The organism is Zunongwangia sp. HRR-M8, assembly GCF_027594405.1.
GTDB lineage: Bacteria > Bacteroidota > Bacteroidia > Flavobacteriales > Flavobacteriaceae > Zunongwangia.
On the sequence record NZ_CP115161.1, the window covers coordinates 1,860,599 to 1,879,764 of the forward strand.

Sequence of the window (19,166 nt, forward strand, 5' to 3'; positions counted from 1 at the left end):
GCTAATAAAACCTAACAAATGAAAAACATAAATATCCTTTTTCTCTTAATTCTGGTCTGTTTACTTGGAGCATGTGAAAAGGAAAAAAATGAAAATTTATTATCTCCGGCAAAAAATGCAGATGTAAAAGAAAGCGGCTGGCAATATGAGCCGTGGAGCGCACCGGCTCATTATACAGATGCAGCTTCAGATCAATACGATTCGCAGGTACTTATATTATCTTCAGATACCTTAACTGTTGAGCGTTGGTTTAAAAAGATCAATGTAAAACCTTTTGCAACTTATAAAGTAACTGGTTTCGTAAGAACCGAAGGTGTAGAAGGAGAAAGAGAAAATAGCGGTGCCGGATTACGACTTGGAAAATTTGAATTTACGGGAGACACTATTTTTAAGGGAGATACCGATTGGACAAAAGTCGATATGGAATTCTCTACAAAAATGGACGACAGTTTTATGCTAGAGCTTTTACTTGGAAAAAAAGGAAAGGCAAAAGGGAAGATCTATTTTGATAATTTTCAATTAGAAGAAATTTCAGCTAAAGAATTAAGACCGGAAATCACCGTAAATCTTGACGAAAAATTAGATCCTATGTCGCCATACATTTATGGGCAGTTTATCGAGCATATGGGAAAATCTATTTATGGCGGTATGTGGGCAGAAATGCTGGACGATCGTAAGTTTTATTATATTCCGGGTACAAAAAAATCTCCTTGGGAAACCGCTGTAGATACCAATTTGGTTAGTATCGATAGTTCGTATTCATATTCTCAGGGAAAATTACCGGTGTATCAGGTAGAAAATAATTTAAGCTTAAAACAACAAAAATTAGCGCTTGTTGCTGGTAAAACTTATGAAGGCCGATTGGTTTTTAAAGGAAATGATATTAAAAAAGTTACTGTTGCATTAAACGGGAATGAGGATATTTTCGATGTTTCTGGCAGTAATTTTCAGAAAATAGCTTTTGAATTTTCTTCTGAAGAAACTAGCGATAACGGAAGTTTAGAAATTACTTTTGAAGGAGCTGGGAAATTAACATTAGCGGCTGTTTCTTTAATGCCTTCGGATAATATTAAAGGATACCGCCCTGAAGTGATCGAACTAATGAAGCAGTTAGATGCACCAATTTACAGATGGCCTGGTGGAAATTTTGTTTCGGGCTACGATTGGAAAGATGGTATTGGCGATCCAGATAAACGTCCTACAAAATTTGAACGAGCCTGGAATGGTTTAGAATATAACGATGTTGGTGTTCACGAATTTATGGAGCTTTGCGAAATTTTAAATACCAAAGCGAACATTGCAGTAAACACCGGACTCGGAACGGCAGAACTTGCTGCTAACGAAGTGGAATATTTTAACGGAGTAGCTTCTACCAAAATGGGACAGTGGAGAGCTGAAAATGGGCATCCAGAACCTTATAACGTAAAACTTTGGGCCGTAGGAAACGAAATGTTTGGTGATTGGCAACTAGGCCACATGCCAATCGAAGATTATGTGAAAAAGCATAATAAAGTGGCTAAAGCAATGTGGGATGTGGATCCACATATCGATCTTATTGCGGTTGGTTATCCCGGTAAATGGAATGATATGATGTACAAGAATAGTGCTGAATATATGACCTTTATTAGTGAGCATTTTTACAAACAAAACTGGCATGCCGGTGGGTTGCTAACGCACGTAAACCAAATGCCTGAAATTATTGCTGAAGTTGCTGAAGAGCATCGACGTGCTCGTAGAGAAATCCCTGGCATTGCAGAAAAGAATATTAAAATAGCGATGGATGAGTGGAATTATTGGTATGGCCCTCATGTTTACGGTTTACTAGGTACACGCTACTTTTTAAGAGACGCCTTAGGTATTGCTGCCGGATTGAATGAATTTTCTCGCCAGTCTGATATTTATTATATGGCCAATTATGCGCAAACCGTGAATGTAATTGGAGCCATTAAAACCACTAAGACTGATGCTTGGTTAGAAGGAACAGGATTGGTTTTAAAATTATATCGACAGGAATTTGGTACACAGCCGATTGCATTTACCGGCTCGCCAGAGCCTCTAGATATTGCCGCTACGATTACGGAAGATGGCAAATTTCTTACAATTTCAGTAGTTAACGCTACGCATGAGACTCAATCTTTAAAATTAGACGGAATTTCAGAAAGTATAGCCACTTCAGGAAAATCATTTATTATTTCAGGAGAAAATGATATGGTATTTAATGATGAAAAAGATAAAGAGCGAATAAGTATTACTGAAGCTGGGATAGAAATTTCAGAAAAAGCTATAGAAATTCCGAAGGAAAGTGCAGGAATCTATAAGTTTAAAGTGAATAAATAAGTCGGCAGAAGAAATAAATAAACATTAAAAATAGAAGTCAGGATTAGCCATTTTTGGATGTAATTCTTGAGAATTGAGTAAAAAATGAAAATGAAAACTAAATTACAGACGTTGCTTTTATTGTTTTTGATAACGATAACAGCAAGTGCACAGGAAAAATCTACTTATTGGGATAACCTTAAAGAAAGGGAATCTACTCTTGGGATCGATGAAGGTTTTACAGAACTAAAAACAGATGAATTTACTTTAAAACTGGTAAATGCTTCGCAGACGGTAGCCGGATTATATCCAAATTCAGATCCAGATTTCGATTTTACTCCGGGTGAACGTATCGAAATTCGCGATAAAGATGGCATCTATTATATTGGCGATTTAAACTTCAGAATAAAAGGAGCAGATGGCGAGTGGAAATCATTTTCGACTGCTAAGAATCGTAAAAAAGTAGAAGCTTTATCATTGTCTGGTAATGTGTTAGCAGCAGCCGATCTAAGTAATACTTTAGGCGAAGAAAATCCACTTAGCATTAAAAGATACTATGAGAAAAAGGACGGTGGTTTGGTATTACGTTTTGAAATTACAAACCCAACAAGCAAATCGGTTGAAATTGGTGCTTTGGGAACACCAATGGCTTTCAATAACATTTTAGAAGGAAAGCATTTGGATGAAACCCATGCCGATAATGTATTTTTTGATCCATATATTGGCAACGACGCCGGATATTTAGAAGTAAAACATCTTACGGGAGAAGGCGAAGCATTATTAGTATTACCAGAAAACAATATGCCTTTTGAAGCCTATCGGCCATTAAATGATGATCCTAGCAGAAGAAGTATTGTTTTTGAAGGTGTTCACGAGTGGATGGCGCTTAGTAAAGCTTATGCAGAAAAAGAATGGAAAGATAAAGATCAATGGAATAAACCAACGTCTCTAAGCCTTGGAGCAGGAGAAACGCAGAATTTTGCATTGAAATTTGTATTGGCACCAAGCATAAAAAAAATTCAAGATAAATTAATCGAAGAAAAAAGACCCGTAGCAGTTGGTGTCCCTGGTTATGTATTACCAATGGATGTTGAAGGAAAATTATTCCTTAATTATCCTGAAGACGTAGAAAATATTTTAGTAGAACCAAAAGGAGCGATTGCGATAACCAAAATTGGTAAAAAAGAATCTGGTTTTACCGAATATCAGGTAGAAGGAAAAATATGGGGTAGAAGCCGCGTAACAGTAACTTATAAAGATGGTTTAGAACAAACGATCAACTATAAAGTCATTAAGCCAGAAACCGAAGTTGTCGATGATTTTGGACACTTCTTGATGACCGAACAATGGTTTGATCAACCAGATGAATTCTTCGGAAGAACAAACTCTGTGATCTCTTACGATTACGAAGATAAAAAACAAATTACTCAGGATAGTCGTGCATGGGTAGCTGGTTTAAGTGATGAAGGTGGTGCAGGAAGCTGGTTAGGAGCCATGATGAAACAACTAATTCAGCCAGAAAAAGCGGAGATCGAAAAACTGGAATTGTTTATTGATGAAACACTTTGGGGTGGTATTCAGTATGATGAAGGAAAAAGAAAATACGGAGTTAAAAAAAGTGTTTTCTTTTACGAGCCAGATTCGTTACCAAAAGGAACGTATAATGATTCCATAAATTACAGTACATGGGCTGCATGGAATAAAGAAGGAGCAGACGACCCCGGAAGATCTTATAACTATCCTCACGTTGCTGCCGCTTATTGGGTAATGTATCGTTTATCCAGATATCACAAAGGATTGGTAAATAATCACGATTGGAAGTGGTACTTAGAGCAGGCGTATCATACCTCGGTTACGATGCCAGAATTAGCGCCTTGGTATGCTGTTTTTGGACAAATGGAAGGAACAGTGTTCCTAAACATCCTAAAAGATCTACAAGCGGAAGGATTAACCGAGATGGCGACTACTTTAGAAGCTTCGATGAAGAAAAGAGCCGATCACTGGAAGTCTCTTAATTATCCATTTGGTAGTGAAATGCCTTGGGATTCTACCGGGCAGGAAGAAGTATTTATGTGGAGTGATTATTTTGGGTATCAGCAAAAGGCAAACGTTACTTTAAATGCGATTTTGGCGTACATGCCAACAATGCCGCACTGGGCGTATAACGGTAACGCACGTAGATATTGGGATTTCCTTTATGGAGGTAAATTATCCAGAGTAGAACGCCAAATTCATCATTATGGCTCTGGTTTAAATGCGATTCCTGTGTTGAAAGCGTATAGAAATAATCCAGATTTTTATTTACTGAAAGTTGGCTATGGCGGAACTTTAGGAGCGATCTCCAATATCACAAAAGACGGGTTTGGATCTGCAGCTTTCCACTCGTATCCATCAACGATGAGAATCGATTATTTATCTGGTGATTATGGATCTAACTTCTTTGGTTATGCAATCAATTCGGCTACTTACATTATCGATAATCCAGATTTTGGATGGCTTTCTTTTGGTGGAAATATCGAGAAAGAGGACGATAAAATAAAGGTAATGCTTACCACCGCTGCTAAAAGTAAAATTTATTTTGAACCAAAGGAGTTATGGTTAACGCTAGACGCTGGTACTTTTAAAAAATTGATTTATGATACCTCTTCAGGAGAAATAGAATTGGTTTTAAAAGAAAAAAAAGCGGATAGCCCGGAAGCATATTTGAGATCCAACAAAGAACTTGATCTACAATTTGATAAAATGAACGGATCTTATAAAATTCCGTTATCTAAGAAGCCAAAAACGATAATTTTGAAATAATATATCATTTTAAAATAGTTTTTGAGTGTGAATTTTACATGTAAAGAGGCCCGTTGGGGTCTCTTTTTTTGAGAGAAATTGTCGATTTTAGATGTTGATTTTATTTCTTTCAATAAATAGTACTATATATTTTCCTTGGCTGTTTTTTATAACGTTTATGGAAATCGGCTTCAAACAAAAGATACAGTAGTTTGTATACGTTTTCATTTTTTCATCAAAAGAAAAGTTTTTTAAAGACTGTTGCGAGTGTTCAATTCTTTTAGGGAAATATTTGAGATCTAAACTATCACAATTTCCCGAATTTAAATTAGCATTGATATAATTGGAAAGCACACTTTTTTCAGGAATGGCATAAATACTCTCATAACTTTTAGCAAGTATATTCTTTCCAGTTTCTGATTTTAGACCTATCGCATCTGCAATTTCTTTTAAATACTTGAAAACCTCGAAAGCATCATCGTTGCTAACCGCAGTTTTGATAATTTTGGCTCGGTTTTTACCATAAGCAAATTCTCTGTTACTGTTTTTGAATACGATAACACATCGGTTAGCTTTGTACGAATATTTTTCGATCCTATCGGTTTCATCCTTCCCGTCGATATATGAGTTCCCTTTTGAGTGCCATTTTACTATAGAAGATTATATCTGATTGGAACTATTTCATTGATTTTTTAATTAATGAAAATCAACAATTTAAAAGTACTTTTTTTATCTTAAAATTCAGAAAACCGTCCTAATTTTAATAAGATGCTTAGTATATTTGAAACAAAAAAATATAGTTTGGAAGGAGTAATCCATTTTAAAAAAGACTTTGCAATGATGAAATCAAGATATTTGTTGAGCGCTTTAATATGCTTGTTTTATTTCAATTTTACTTATTCTCAGATGAGGAAACCAGAATCTACAAATATTTTCCAGATTAACAATACAACTGTTTACGGGCAATCCATAGATAATCAAACTCGCTGTGTACATTGGCATAGTACGCTAGATGTAATAGCTATTAAATTTAAATGTTGTGATAGGTACTATCCTTGCTTTTCTTGCCATGAAGAAGCAACGAATCATGGACATGAGGTATGGCCAAAAGATGAGTTTTCTGAAAAGGCTATCTTATGCGGTGTTTGTGGCCACGAACTTAGTATAATCGAATACATGGAATCGGGAAATAACTGCCCAGTCTGTAATGCCAGTTTTAATCCTGGATGTAGTAATCATTACCATTTATATTTTGAAACTGACGATGTTCAAGAAACTAAAAGTAGCTGAAGCCTTTAAGTTATAAAATTTTGCGGCTTTTAGTTTAGATTGAAATTAGGATCGATAAAATTAGAAAGCACGTTTTTAGGGATTTTGCAAAATCCACTTTATACTCTTTGAATCCGGATAAACCGTATATCAAAATTTTAAATATTGAATAATACTTTTACAGAATAAGAGTGGGTTGTTCTTATAAAAGGTTAGAAATTATCAGTTTTGAGCGTATTTCAGGGATGGACGATCCAATTAGATTAGGTTTTTCAGCTTATAGAGCAGTAAAATTAACTTCCGCAGAAATTATTAGACCGAAAAAGCAAAAATTCGTTGAACAAATAATTTTGGTTTATATCTGTTGAATTGTAGATTAAAATTAAAAATTCAGTATTTGTCTATATTTTCCCGTTGCGGGATATTTATATAAAATATCAAGACTTATGTATATAAAAGTATTTCCAACAAAATAGCTATTTCAGCATAGTTTAGAATCTAATTATCCTTCTTTTTGCCACCAAATAACCGTTTAAAAAAGCCTTTTTTCTCCTTCTCTTTTTTCTCTTCTACCGCTTTGTCCATATCTATTTCTTGTGCATCATCATTTTTGCTGCCAAAAAGCTTTTTAAGGAAACTGTCTTCTTTTTTTGGTTCACAGTCTAAAAGTTCGGCAACTTCGCTCGATGGTCTTTTAAAACGAGCGTTAGTAATCTCATTGAAATAAGAATCGCCATTCATTTTTTGCATCATTCTTCCAAAAATTGGTAAAGCTGAATTAGCTCCCTGTCCAATTCTTGTATTTCTAAAACCAATACGATGATCGTCACTTCCTACCCAGGTTACCGTAAGAAGATTTGGCGTAAGCCCAACAAACCAACCATCTTTGTTGTTTTGAGTAGTTCCGGTTTTTCCGGCGATATCATTATTTAATCTGTAAGTATAACGCAGTCGGGTAGCGGTTCCTTCATTTACCGTTGCCTGCATCATATTGATCATAATTTGTCTCGTTTCTTCGGAATAAGCCTGTTGTTTAGGACTCTTTGATTTGAATTCTGCTAATAGATTTCCAGATCCATCTTCAATCTTGGTTATATAATATGGTTTTGAAGGTCGACCTTGGTTTACAAAGCTTGTATAGGCTTCTGTAAGTTCTTCCATATTCAATTCCGCAGTACCAAGGGCAATCGACGGAACTTCAGGAAGATCTGAAGTTATTCCCATTTGATGTGCTTTTTTAATCACATTGGCGATTCCCGCGTCTAATAAAACTTTCACGGCAATGGTATTCATAGAATGGCTTAGGGCATATTTCATGCTGTAATTCATACCTTCCTCATCTTCCTCTGCTGAAGCATTTGTAGGCTTCCATCCATCTTTATAAGTTACGGCACGACCAGAATAATAGGTACAAGGCTCAATACCTTTATCAATAGCTGTTGTATACACAATAGGTTTAAACGTTGAACCCACCTGCCGTTTACTTTGCGATACATGATCGTATTGAAAATATCTAAAATCTACCCCACCAACCCAGGCTTTTACAGCTCCATTTTTTGGATCTACAGAAAGTAAGCCTGAATTTAAGAATTTTAAATAGTGTTGGATGCTATCTATTGTGCTTGCTTGCCTGGTCACGGTTCCTTCATATTCAAAGAGTTCCATTTGCTTTTTCTTCTGAAGTTCTTTCATGATCTCTTCTTCAGAAAATCCATCTTCTTTTAAATTTTTATAAGCTTTAGAACGATGGATCGCATCCTTTAGAATAGCGTCGTTGATTAACCAAGGGGCGCGATTTCCATAGGAATCTTCATGTTCTTGCTGTAAACTTGCCATATGTTCTTTCATAGCAGTTTCAGCAATACTTTGCAATTTGTAATCTAAAGTTGTGTGAACAATGAGTCCGTCTCTATAAATATTATATTTCTCACCATCCTTGTTTTTAATCGTATCCAGAACCTGACTCAGATCTTTTCTAATTTGTTCTCTAAAATAGGGAGCAAGACCTTTTTTATTACTATAATTTTTGTAATTCAGTTTTAGATCTTTTTTTATGTAGTTCTCTTTTTGTCCTTCAGTGAGATATCCGTATTTTTCCATTTGTGTAAGCACCACATCACGACGTAGTCTACTACGTTCAGGGAAAATTCTAGGATTATAGCGATGCGAAGCCTTCAGCATTCCCACTAAAACAGCTGCTTCTTCAACATTAAGATCATTTACATGCTTTCCAAAAAACTTCATTGAAGCACTTTCAATTCCGTAGGTATTATCACTAAAAGGAACTGTATTGAAATAAAGCGTAATTATTTCTTCTTTGCTGTAAATATCTTCAATACGCTTGGCCATAATGCCTTCCTGAAATTTATTCACTACAATCCCAAGCGCTCCGTAATCTTTTCTTCCGTAGATATTTTTAGCTAGTTGAAGTGTGATTGTGCTACCACCGCCAGAACTCTCGTCCTGCAAAAGAATAGATTTAAAAAATACACGTCCTAAACTACGATTATCGATTCCATTATGTTCGTAAAACCTAACATCTTCAGTAGCGATTAAGGCCTCAATTAAATGCTTGGGAAGGTCTTTAAATTGAATAGGCTGCCGATCAAAAATATAGAATTTCCCAATTAATTTTCCATCATTAGAAAGTATTTGAGTGGCTTTATTTTGCTGTAATTGGCTGAGTTCTTCTTTAGACGGGATTTTGCCCCACATCCCAAAATAAATACTTGTGAAAAATAATATGAATAGAACAAATAAACCTAGAAATATTCGTAAAGCCCATTTCAAAATGGGAGATTTTTTAAGTCTGGAAAGCATAAAATTGAAATAATTAGCTGCAAAGAAACAAAGTCTTAGAATATTAACTTTTGATTTTAAGGTAATTTTAAAGAAGTAATATACTATGCTTGCATGTATTTGGCTTCAAAGTATTCTTAATATCTAATTAAATATGAAAGAATAGTTAAGATTAGGCGATTTCCGAACAAATTTTAGTAAGTTCTTTCAAAACAAATTATGAGAAATTTTGAAAGGATTTGGTATGCCTGCTACGGCTCTAATTTAATGGAGGATCGTTTTCTTTGCTATGTTGCTGGTGGAACTCCAAAAGGTGCGAAAAGAACATATGTTGGCTGTGAAGATAAAGCATTACCAAAAGCAAATAAATCTTTTATTATAAATCATGAACTATATTTTGCAAAGAGTTCCAAAACTTGGAGTGGCGGGGCCGCAGCTTTTATTAGGCCTAATGAGGATAAAACTGCAAAAACTTACGGGAAGATCTATAGTATATCTAAAGGCCAGTTTGTAGATCTGGTAAAACAAGAAATCGCTTTTGAAGGGGATTTGTCTATCGATTTTGAAAAGGTAATAAAAAAAGGATATTTAGATGTGGCCACCGAAGTTTGGTATGACCGAATTCTATTTTTAGGATTTCATGATGAGATGCCGGTTTTCAGTTTTACAAACGCTAAGTTTATGAGCGAGGAACTTAATGCGCCACATCCGTTCTATTTAGAAAAAATTATCTTAGGACTTCGGGAAACTTATCAGTTCACTTCTGTAGAAATTTTGAAATATTTAGAAAATAAGGTTGGATTGAAGGGAACATCTGTCGCAAAAGAATTGGAAAATTTGGTAGAGAAAATTTAGCTGCATTATAGCTATGGGATAAATAGGAGCTTTAATATAATTGCTGTTGTGTCTTTTTTTATCAAAGTTTTAAAAGGTGAAAAGTATACTTTTGTTTTAAGCTTTCTATCTTTGTTAAATTCCTAATTTATCAAAATTAAATCTAGGATCAATTAGTTATAATTGAATTATAAAATTTCTATTGATCGAAATAAATAATTCAAGTAAGTGCTATTAAATTTTTGTATATAAGCATGATACATCTTTAATAAGTAATCGAAATCTTCAGCAATAAATATTATTCTGGATAATTTCAAAATAGCCTAGACTTTTAATAAATACAGAGATTAAGAAAAAGTATATGAGTAAAATTGCAGCAGTCATTGTAATTGGAATTTTAGGATTGGTAGCCTTTATCTATTTTACGATGGATTTTCCTTTTAGTTTGGAAAGAAAAGATTTTGAGGAAGAATATGAAATTGAGCAAAAATGGGATCTTCCCAATCGATTAGAAGAAATATCGGGGATGGATTTTGTGGACGACGAACGTATGGCCGCAATACAAGACGAAGAAGGAATTATTTTTATCTATAATCTTCTTTCTAAAAAAATTGAACAGGAAATAAAATTTGGTAAATCTGGTGATTACGAAGGACTCGCTTTAATTGGGAATAATGCTTATGTATTGCGCAGTGATGGTGTAATATTTGAAGTACAGCACTATCTAGATGAAAATAAAAAAGTCACTAAACACGAAACGTTTATAAAAGCAAAGCATAATGCTGAAGGATTGTGTGCCGATTTAAAAAATAACCGATTGTTAATCGCCGTAAAAGATCGTGATCCACTTAGCAATAATACAAAGGGTATTTATGCTTTTGATCTTGAAACTAAAAAATTACTTCAAACCCCGGCGTATGCTATAGATCTTGAAGATCCCATATTTTCTGATGTTAAAAGAAAAAATAAATTGATGGTTATGATGCCATCTGAAGTAAATATTAATCCGGTTACCGGAGAGATTTATATTACCGACGGTAGAAATCCTAAATTATTGGTTTTATCGCCTAATGGAGAGTCTAAAAAACTTTATTTGTTAAAGCGTGAAAAGTTTTATCAGCCAGAGGGTATTGCCTTCAAAAAGAACGGAGAGCTTTTCATTTCAAATGAAGGTCATAGTGATCCAGCAAATATTCTTAGAGTAAATCTAAACTAATTTATGAAAGATGAAATAAAATCGACTTCGGTTAGTAAGAGTAAAACACCCTTGTATGTATCACTAGCACTTGTTGCCGCTATAGTGGCATCTTATTTTTTGGTTCCTTCTGTTCAAGATTTTATGGATGAAGCCTGGAGAGTGCTTACTAGCGGAGACGAGAAAAAAATAAGTAATTGGGTAGAGCGATTTGGCTGGTTTGGACCTTTGATGCTAATATTAGCCATGATCGTTCAGATGTTTTTAATCGTAATACCTTCAGTTGCTTTAATGGTTGTTTCTATTATTGCCTACGGACCAATTTGGGGAAGTTTAATTGTTTTTGTGGCCGTTTTCCTAGCAAGTAGCATTGGGTATATTATTGGCCGTTATTTTGGTCCTGTAATCGTTGAGAAATTAATAGGAGAGAAGAATGAGCAAAAAATTGCTGATTTTATTGACGATTATGGTTTTTGGGCCGTAATCGTTACAAGACTAAATCCGTTTCTGTCTAATGATGCCATTAGTTTTGTAGGCGGCATTTTAAAAATGACCTATTGGAAATTTATAGGAGCAACACTGGTTGGTATTGCGCCTTTAACCATTTTTATAGCTGTTTTAGGTAGAAGTACAGATCAGTTAAAATCTGGTTTATTGTGGGGATCTCTGGTAAGTTTAGCGCTCTTTGGATTATACGTTTTTTGGGACAAAAAGAAACGAAATAAAGATTAAGGTTCGCAGCATTTTATAATTTCTTCGGAAATAAAAATCGTTATTCCAATTATAGAACATCAAATTAGAATAACGATTTTTAAAATTTTCGAGATTTTATGCCTTTTGAATTTCTTTAGCTACCGCTTCAACTTCATCTAAAACCCGTAGTAAGTTTTCTCCCCAAAGTTTTGCAATTTCTTTTTTAGAATAACCTCTTTTCACCAATTCTAAAGTTACGTTGAAAGTTTCAGAGGCATCATCCCAACCATCAATTCCGCCGCCACCATCAAAATCTGAGCTGATTCCTACTTGATCGATTCCAACTTTTTCAACCAAATAATCAATATGATCTACGAAATCTGAAACGTTAACCGGGCTTATGGTTTGTTTTAATGCTTCAACTTCCTCTTCAGAATCTGCTACTAGCTTTTTATATTTTTCGATATAAGATTCTCTTTCGGTTTCATCAAGTTCACGAACTTCTCCCCAAGAAAGTACTTCGAAACCCATTTTTTCAGCTTTATCTTCGTACACTTTATTCTTAGCGTCACCAAAAGCTTTATCTTTTTCAGTATTTACATAAGAACTAAATGCGACGGTTTGGATTACGCCACCATGTTCATTAAAAAGTTCCAGTAGCTCATCATCCAAATTTCTACTATGATCGCACAATGCTCTGGCAGAAGAATGTGAAGCGATTAACGGTGCTTTAGAAAGTTCAAACATTTGCTTTATTGCTTCTTTTGAAGGATGTGAAACATCGATCATAATGCCTAATCTATTCATTTCTTTAAGTACTTCCTTCCCCAAATCACTTAATCCATTGTTCAACCATACATCATCAGCTTCTCCTGTGTTCGAATCGCTTAATTGACTATGCCCATTATGAGCCAATGACATATATCGTGCTCCTAAATCGTAAAATTTTTCAACATTTTTGATATCGGTACCGATAGGATAGCCGTTTTCTACACCGATCATGGCTACTTTCTTACCTTCTTTTACCAGTTTTCTTACTTCTTTTGAAGTTGTAGCCAAACCTATTTTATCTGGAGCTATTTCTTCTGTTAGCTTATGGATCGCATTAAACTTCGCCATCGCATTATCATACGCCTTTTTATATCCTTCCGCATTTAAATCACCTTGCCCTGTATAAACAATTAGCCAAGAAACATCCATACCACCTTCTTCCATCTTTGGAAGATTTACTTGAGTGTCTAAATTCTCTGTATAATTATGATCGTGGGTAAAATTATTGACACTAAAGTCGTTGTGCGTATCAATGGTAATTACATTCTCATGAATTTTTCTTGCTTTTTCAACTAACTTTTCATTTTCGGTGTTTTGAGCGAAACCTACTTGCGCAAATAGCAGCGCAAAAAGGCCAATTTGTCTTATTTTCATGTATTTAATTTATGGTTAAGATTGGTAAAATAGGAATTAATTTTTGAACTGAAAGGTAGAATATTGAATAGAAAAATTTGATCCATTATTTTAAGAAAACTTAAAAATAACTCTTCTTTTTTTGAATTCTCAACGTACTTTTGCAAGCAGAATTTAAATCCAGATGTTGAAACAACTTTTAGCGATTTTAATTTTAGTTTCTCTTGCTTACCGCCCGGTTTTCCAAATGGGAGAGATTTCTTATTACCAATTTAATTTGGATTATATTATTGAGAATTACTGTGTAAATCAAGATCAGCCGGCACTTAACTGCAATGGGAAATGCTATCTAATGCAGCAGCTGAATCAATCTAACAAAACGGAGAAAGCAAATACTTCGGCCAGAATCGCCAATTCTTTTCTTCCTCTATATCTAGAAATTCCAAGGCATATTGATTTTAGCCAATTAGAGCTATTCAAAGTAAATAAAAAGATTGTTTTTTATAAACATTTTATTTCCAATCCATATTACAGAAGAATAGAACATCCCCCAAGTTGTAGTTAATTTTTTACTGAAGACCCAAACTTCAAGTTTATGAGTTTGCTATAAAAGCTACAATGGTTTTTCTAATTGTGATTATACATTAAACGGATCATAAATAGAAGAACTACTCAGCATTCAAAAAAATAAATTACAAAAGTCTGAAAAGACAAAACTATTCTTCAAAAATGAAAAAAAAAATTCTTGCGTTAGCCAGCGTCTTTTGTGGAGTGGCTTTATTTGCTCAAAACGATAATTCTTCTGAAAAATGGACCGCTAGCCGGCCAGATGGCCATGCACCAATTGGTGTTATGCGCGATCACGTTCATCACAAAGGCGAATGGATGTTTTCCTACCGATATATGAGTATGGATATGGAAGGGCTGAATAATGGTAGCGATGAAATTTCTCAGGAATCGGTTTTTAACGATTACATGGTTTCTCCTTTTAGTATGGATATGAAAATGCACATGCTAGGCGCGATGTACGCACCGTCTGATCATTTCACATTAATGGTAATGGCAAACGTTATTGAGAATGATATGCAATTGATCAATAAAATGGGAAAAAGCTTTACCACAAATTCTTCCGGATTTGGCGATTTAAAATTGTCTGGAATGTTTAAAATGTATGATCAAAATCAACAAAGTATTCATTTAACGGCTGGCTTAAGTATTCCTAACGGCAGCATAGATCAAAAAGATGTAACGCCTATGAGTGCCCCTATGGAAATGTCGTTGCCTTATCCAATGCAAATAGGTAGCGGCACCTGGGACCCAAAACTTGCAGTGACTTATCTGTTACAAGGGCAAATTTTATCTTTTGGTTCTCAAGTAAACGGAGTATTAAGATTGGGCAAAAATGATCATGATTATCGCTTTGGGAATCAATTAATGTGGAATAACTGGATTGCTGCTAAACTTTTAAATTCATTAAGTGTTTCGGGCAGGGTAGAAGCTAAAACAGTAGGGAAGATTGATGATTCTTATGCAGATTTAAATCCAATGATGGTAACAACCGCAAATACGCAAAATCAGGGTGGAAAATATATAAATTCGGCTTTTGGAGCTAATTTTTATATCCCTCAGGGAACATTAAAAAATGTAAGAATTGGTGTTGAATATGCTTTTCCATTATATCAGGATTTAAACGGAATTCAACTTAAAAATGATGGCAGCTGGACTTTAGGCTTGCAGTATTCTTTTCACTAAAGTAAAAAGAATTTAGTATCAAAAAGCCACCTTTAAACTTTCGTTTTAAGGTGGCTTTTTATTTGCAGAGAAATCTATATATTCTCAAAATTTTATGATTTTCTATTATTTTTTCAGCTACATTTGATTGATTATTTCTTATAATAAATGAATAAATTTTTAATAGTAAATCAGCCTGAAAAGTGGCCGGTTAAACTTGAAAATGTGCATATTATATCTTCTCAGGATTATCTAACCAATCCTAAATATGCTAAGATAAAAAACGCACGTATTTTCAATCTTTCCAAAAATTATAATTATCAATCTAGAGGGTATTACGTTTCTCTTTTAGCTGAAGCAAGAGGCCATTTGGCTATTCCCACAGTGAAAAATCTTGTAGATCTAAGAGAGCCGAAATTGGTGAAAGTAATTTCTGAAGAATTTGATGATGTGATTCAAAAATCACTAAAATCTATCAAATCTCAGGAATTTGTTCTTAGTATTTATTTTGGGCAAAATGTAGCTCAAAAATATAAAGAAGTAAGTTCACTTTTTTTTAGACATTTTCAGATTCCATTTTTACAAGTAAAGTTCAGTTTTAGTAATAAGTGGAATATTAAAAGTATAAAAGCTTTATCTGAATCTGAAATTCCAGAAGATCACTTAGAAAGTATGTACTTTTTTGCCAGTGATTACTTTTCTAAAAAAAGGTATGATACTGTAAAACCGCAGCAGTATGATTACGATTTGGCTATTCTTGTGCAAAAAGACGATCCGGCACCGCCTAGTAATGCCAAGGCATTAAAGAAATTTGCAGAAGTTGCCGAAAAGATGAATTTTTATGTTGAATTTCTTTCCCCAAAAGACTTATCAAGATTATCCTCTTTTGATGCCCTTTTTATAAGACAAAGCACCGAAGTTCACAATGAAGCTTATGCATTTGCCAGAAAAGCACAACAGGAAGGTATCGCTATCATCGATTATCCAGATGCCATTTTAAAATGTTGCAATAAAGTATTTATGGCAGAAGCTTTACAAAATGCCGGAATATTGACGCCAAAAACCATGATTATTCATAAAGAGAATAAAGATGCTATTTTGGCTGAAATTGGTTTACCGGTAGTCTTAAAATCTCCAGATTCTACATTTAGTTTTGGCGTTAAAAAAGCAAAAACCGAAGAAGAATACCAGGAGCTTGTAACTAAAATGCTTAAGGAATCTGAGCTTATCATTGCACAACAATTTACACCTTCAGATTACGATTGGAGAATCGGTGTTTTAGATGGAAAAGCTTTTTATGCCTGTCGATATTATATGGCAAAAGGACACTGGCAAATATACAACTGGAATGCTAAAAATAAACACGATCAAGATGGCAATGCAGATACGATGGCCTTAGAAGAAGTTCCAGAAAAAATATTAGATTTAGCATTACGCTCTACTAAATTGATGGGAGAAGGGCTCTACGGAATTGATATTAAGGAAATTAATGGAGAAGCTATGGTGATCGAAATTAATGATAATCCAAATATCGATTTTGGTGTAGAGGATCGTTTTTATGGCGAAGAAGTGTATAAGTTAATCATCACGGCCTTAAAAAACAGGCTAGAGAAAAAATAATATGGGATATCATATTTTCGAAGTTTACGGAATAGAATTGGAATATATGCTGGTAAATCGCCAGCTAAAAATTGTGCCGATCACTGATAAACTTTTTATCGAAAAAACAGGAAAGCTAACTTCTGATGTTGCTAATGGTAAAATTGAATGGAGTAACGAGTTAGTAGCTCATGTGGTAGAGTTAAAAACAGCTGTACCAATTTCTAATATTGAAAATTTAGATGAATTATTTGCCGAAAACGTTTCTGAGATCAATAAGCTTTTAGAAGGTTTAGATGCTCAATTGTTGCCTACAGCTGCACATCCGCTAATGAATCCCTTAAAGGAAACTAAATTATGGGAGCACGATAATAATGATATTTATGAGCTATACAACCAAATTTTTGATTGTAGTGGTCATGGATGGAGCAACGTACAAAGCATGCATATAAATCTGCCATTTGCAGATGATGCTGAATTTGAAAAATTGCACGCTGCTATACGAATTCTTTTACCAATTATCCCGGCGATTAGTGCGTCCTCACCAATATTCGAAGGACAATTAACCGGTTTTATGGATAGCCGTATGGAAGTTTATAAAACCAACCAAAAAGAAATACCAGAGATGGCCGGGAAAGTAATTCCCGAGTGTCTTTATAATAAAGAAGAATATCACCGAGGTATTTTTGAACCTATAAAAAAGGCCATAAAAGTCCATGATAAAAATGGAATCCTGGAACATCATTTTCTAAATTCTAGAGGAGCAATCGCAAGATTTGATCGTGGTGCCATAGAAATTAGGGTGATCGATTTACAGGAATGCCCCAAAGCAGACATCGCAATTGCAGTTTTTATCATAGAAACTTTAAAAGCTTTGGTAAATGAAGAATTTATTTCTCTAGCAGATCAGAAAAGTTGGAAAGAGGACGATTTGCTCAAAATACTGAATGAGGCTATAAAAGATGCTGAACGAGGTGTGATTAGCAATATTGCTTATCTTAAAATTTTTGGATTGACGGAAACTTCAGAAATTGGTGATGTATGGAAGAATATATATGAAAGAGTGAAAAATAACATTTCTGAAAAACATCAGCAATCAATCGAATATATTATTCAGAAAGGATCACTTGCCAATCGAATTATAGGTGGTTTAAGAGGGAATTATTCCGAAGAAAATATAGGTAAAGTATATGCCGATATCGCGAAATGTCTTGCTAAAAATGAGCTCTACAAACCTTGAAACTAATACTTAGTTGCGAGCATGCGAGTAATGTATTGCCGCAAAAATTTGCTTATTTAAAGAACGACCAAGATACGGTTTGGACAACACATCGCGCTTACGATCCTGGAGCGTTTAGATTATTTCAGGAGCTATTAGAAATTTCAGATTTCAGTTTCACCTATAAATTTAGTCGATTATTGATCGAGCCAAACCGCTCTTTGCATCATCCAAACTTATTTTCAGAATATTCTAAATCTTTATCTAAGCAAGAAAAAGGGGATCTCATCAATTCATACTATTTAAGATATAGAAATAAAGTTGAGAAATGTATTTCAGAAATAATTAAAGTTGGAGAGGAAGTCGTACATATTTCAGTACATAGTTTTACACCAATTCTTAATGGTGTAGAGCGAAAAACAGATATCGGATTGCTTTATGATCCATCGAGTAAAGCTGAAAAAAAGTTTGCTCAAATCTGGAAACTTAATTTAACCAAAGAGCTGGATATTAAAATCAGGTTCAATTATCCTTATTTGGGAAGGGCAGATGGTTTTACAACGTATCTTCGTCGTAAATTTCCCAATAATTACATTGGGATAGAGTTGGAGGTGAATCAAAAAATGGCAAAAAGGAATACTTTTCCTAAAGCTTTAATGTTCGAAATAAAAAATAGTCTGAAGGCAAGTTTGTAGGAAACTTCTAATTATTTTTCAAGGTATTTTAAGCGCTATAATTAGCATAAAAAAAGTCCGGGAAATTATCCGGACTTTTTTTGCACTATATTTTAAATCTTACTTTAAAAGTTTAGCATCTAAAGTAATCTCGGTATCAAGTAATTTTGAAAGAGGACATTTTTCTTTCGCATTATTAGCGATTTCAAGGAACTTCTCTTCAGAAATATTTGGAACTTTACCTTCTAAAATAAGATGTGATTTAGAAACAACTCCGTCTTTGAAAGTGATTTCACTTTTTGTTTCTAAAGATTCAGCAGGAAAATCCTCTTCAGCTAAAAAAGCTGACAATTGCATGGTAAAACATCCAGAATGTGCTGCACCTATTAATTCTTCAGGGTTTGTTCCTTTTCCGTCTTCAAATCTGGTTTTGTACGAATATTGAGTTTCGTTAAGTACACCACTCTCTGTAGATAAATTACCTTTACCTTCTTTTAATGTTCCTTTCCAAACTGCGCTCGCTTTTCTTATCATAATAATTTTTTGTTTTAGTTTGAAATAAAGATACAATCTATAAAAGCTGCTGAAAAGAATTTTATAAAAAGCTTAAGTCTTGGAGTCAATGATTTAATAGTATTTTTTGAAATCGAAA

The 19,166-nt window shown here is 34.2% G+C and carries 14 protein-coding genes; 11 read left to right on the plus strand and 3 right to left on the minus strand.

The features are described from left to right. Positions 1–18: 18 nt before the first annotated feature. The 3 genes from PBT89_RS07980 (at position 19) to PBT89_RS07990 (ending at position 6,387) form a co-directional block, all read left to right on the plus strand. On the plus strand, positions 19–2,337 hold the full coding sequence (locus PBT89_RS07980) for an alpha-L-arabinofuranosidase C-terminal domain-containing protein (RefSeq protein ID WP_270064181.1): 2,319 nt from the start codon (positions 19–21) through the stop codon (positions 2,335–2,337). 90 nt (positions 2,338–2,427) lie between these two features. Beyond that, on the plus strand, positions 2,428–5,118 hold the full coding sequence (locus PBT89_RS07985) for a DUF5695 domain-containing protein (protein WP_270064182.1): 2,691 nt from the start codon (positions 2,428–2,430) through the stop codon (positions 5,116–5,118). Positions 5,119–6,003: 885 nt separating this feature from the next. Next, on the plus strand, positions 6,004–6,387 hold the full coding sequence (locus PBT89_RS07990; RefSeq protein WP_270064183.1) for a CHY zinc finger protein: 384 nt from the start codon (positions 6,004–6,006) through the stop codon (positions 6,385–6,387). Between the two features lie 477 nt (positions 6,388–6,864). On the opposite strand, the gene PBT89_RS07995 is transcribed toward PBT89_RS07990, so the two are convergent. Further along, positions 6,865–9,186 (minus strand): penicillin-binding protein 1A, encoded by a 2,322-nt coding sequence (locus tag PBT89_RS07995; RefSeq protein WP_270064184.1) that lies wholly within the window; start codon positions 9,184–9,186, stop codon positions 6,865–6,867. Positions 9,187–9,384: 198 nt separating this feature from the next. On the opposite strand from PBT89_RS07995, the gene PBT89_RS08000 reads away from it, so the two are divergent. From PBT89_RS08000 to PBT89_RS08010, 3 genes are all read left to right on the plus strand, one after another. Further along, complete coding sequence (locus PBT89_RS08000) at positions 9,385–10,020, plus strand: hypothetical protein (RefSeq protein WP_270064185.1); 636 nt, start codon at positions 9,385–9,387, stop codon at positions 10,018–10,020. 340 nt (positions 10,021–10,360) lie between these two features. Beyond that, positions 10,361–11,215, plus strand: coding sequence for an SdiA-regulated domain-containing protein (locus tag PBT89_RS08005; RefSeq protein WP_270064186.1), 855 nt, complete (start codon positions 10,361–10,363; stop codon positions 11,213–11,215). Between the two features lie 3 nt (positions 11,216–11,218). Further along, complete coding sequence (locus tag PBT89_RS08010) at positions 11,219–11,926, plus strand: TVP38/TMEM64 family protein (RefSeq protein ID WP_270058182.1); 708 nt, start codon at positions 11,219–11,221, stop codon at positions 11,924–11,926. A 96-nt stretch (positions 11,927–12,022) separates the two neighbouring features. On the opposite strand, the gene PBT89_RS08015 is transcribed toward PBT89_RS08010, so the two are convergent. Further along, positions 12,023–13,312, minus strand: a complete 1,290-nt coding sequence (locus tag PBT89_RS08015; RefSeq protein WP_270064187.1) for a dipeptidase — start codon at positions 13,310–13,312, stop codon at positions 12,023–12,025. A gap of 163 nt (positions 13,313–13,475) precedes the next feature. Between PBT89_RS08015 and PBT89_RS08020 the strand changes: the two genes are divergently transcribed. The 5 genes from PBT89_RS08020 (at position 13,476) to PBT89_RS08040 (ending at position 18,535) form a co-directional block, all read left to right on the plus strand. Beyond that, complete coding sequence (locus tag PBT89_RS08020) at positions 13,476–13,856, plus strand: hypothetical protein (RefSeq protein WP_270064188.1); 381 nt, start codon at positions 13,476–13,478, stop codon at positions 13,854–13,856. Between the two features lie 164 nt (positions 13,857–14,020). Next, positions 14,021–15,043, plus strand: coding sequence for a transporter (locus tag PBT89_RS08025; RefSeq protein WP_270064189.1), 1,023 nt, complete (start codon positions 14,021–14,023; stop codon positions 15,041–15,043). A 147-nt stretch (positions 15,044–15,190) separates the two neighbouring features. Continuing rightward, positions 15,191–16,642 (plus strand): RimK family protein, encoded by a 1,452-nt coding sequence (locus PBT89_RS08030; RefSeq protein WP_270064190.1) that lies wholly within the window; start codon positions 15,191–15,193, stop codon positions 16,640–16,642. Between the two features lies 1 nt (position 16,643). Beyond that, positions 16,644–17,861 (plus strand): carboxylate-amine ligase, encoded by a 1,218-nt coding sequence (locus tag PBT89_RS08035; protein ID WP_270064191.1) that lies wholly within the window; start codon positions 16,644–16,646, stop codon positions 17,859–17,861. Continuing rightward, the gene (locus tag PBT89_RS08040; RefSeq protein WP_270064192.1) at positions 17,858–18,535 is read left to right on the plus strand and encodes an N-formylglutamate amidohydrolase; all 678 of its coding nucleotides are present in this window, start codon (positions 17,858–17,860) and stop codon (positions 18,533–18,535) included. The genes PBT89_RS08035 and PBT89_RS08040 overlap by 4 nt, the downstream gene beginning before the upstream one ends. A gap of 99 nt (positions 18,536–18,634) precedes the next feature. On the opposite strand, the gene PBT89_RS08045 is transcribed toward PBT89_RS08040, so the two are convergent. Beyond that, positions 18,635–19,048, minus strand: coding sequence for an OsmC family protein (locus PBT89_RS08045; RefSeq protein ID WP_270058175.1), 414 nt, complete (start codon positions 19,046–19,048; stop codon positions 18,635–18,637). Between the last annotated feature and the right edge of the window lie 118 nt (positions 19,049–19,166).

Excerpts from the sequence above, each read along its gene's own strand:
- PBT89_RS07980 (WP_270064181.1), top strand. The coding sequence starts at position 19 with ATGAAAAACATAAATATCCTTTTTCTCTTAATTCTGGTCTGTTTACTT.
- PBT89_RS07985 (WP_270064182.1), top strand. The coding sequence starts at position 2,428 with ATGAAAACTAAATTACAGACGTTGCTTTTATTGTTTTTGATAACGATA.
- PBT89_RS07990 (WP_270064183.1), top strand. The coding sequence starts at position 6,004 with ATGAGGAAACCAGAATCTACAAATATTTTCCAGATTAACAATACAACT.
- PBT89_RS07995 (WP_270064184.1), bottom strand. The coding sequence starts at position 9,186 with ATGCTTTCCAGACTTAAAAAATCTCCCATTTTGAAATGGGCTTTACGA.
- PBT89_RS08000 (WP_270064185.1), top strand. The coding sequence starts at position 9,385 with ATGAGAAATTTTGAAAGGATTTGGTATGCCTGCTACGGCTCTAATTTA.
- PBT89_RS08005 (WP_270064186.1), top strand. The coding sequence starts at position 10,361 with ATGAGTAAAATTGCAGCAGTCATTGTAATTGGAATTTTAGGATTGGTA.
- PBT89_RS08010 (WP_270058182.1), top strand. The coding sequence starts at position 11,219 with ATGAAAGATGAAATAAAATCGACTTCGGTTAGTAAGAGTAAAACACCC.
- PBT89_RS08015 (WP_270064187.1), bottom strand. The coding sequence starts at position 13,312 with ATGAAAATAAGACAAATTGGCCTTTTTGCGCTGCTATTTGCGCAAGTA.
- PBT89_RS08020 (WP_270064188.1), top strand. The coding sequence starts at position 13,476 with ATGTTGAAACAACTTTTAGCGATTTTAATTTTAGTTTCTCTTGCTTAC.
- PBT89_RS08025 (WP_270064189.1), top strand. The coding sequence starts at position 14,021 with ATGAAAAAAAAAATTCTTGCGTTAGCCAGCGTCTTTTGTGGAGTGGCT.
- PBT89_RS08030 (WP_270064190.1), top strand. The coding sequence starts at position 15,191 with ATGAATAAATTTTTAATAGTAAATCAGCCTGAAAAGTGGCCGGTTAAA.
- PBT89_RS08035 (WP_270064191.1), top strand. The coding sequence starts at position 16,644 with ATGGGATATCATATTTTCGAAGTTTACGGAATAGAATTGGAATATATG.
- PBT89_RS08045 (WP_270058175.1), bottom strand. The coding sequence starts at position 19,048 with ATGATAAGAAAAGCGAGCGCAGTTTGGAAAGGAACATTAAAAGAAGGT.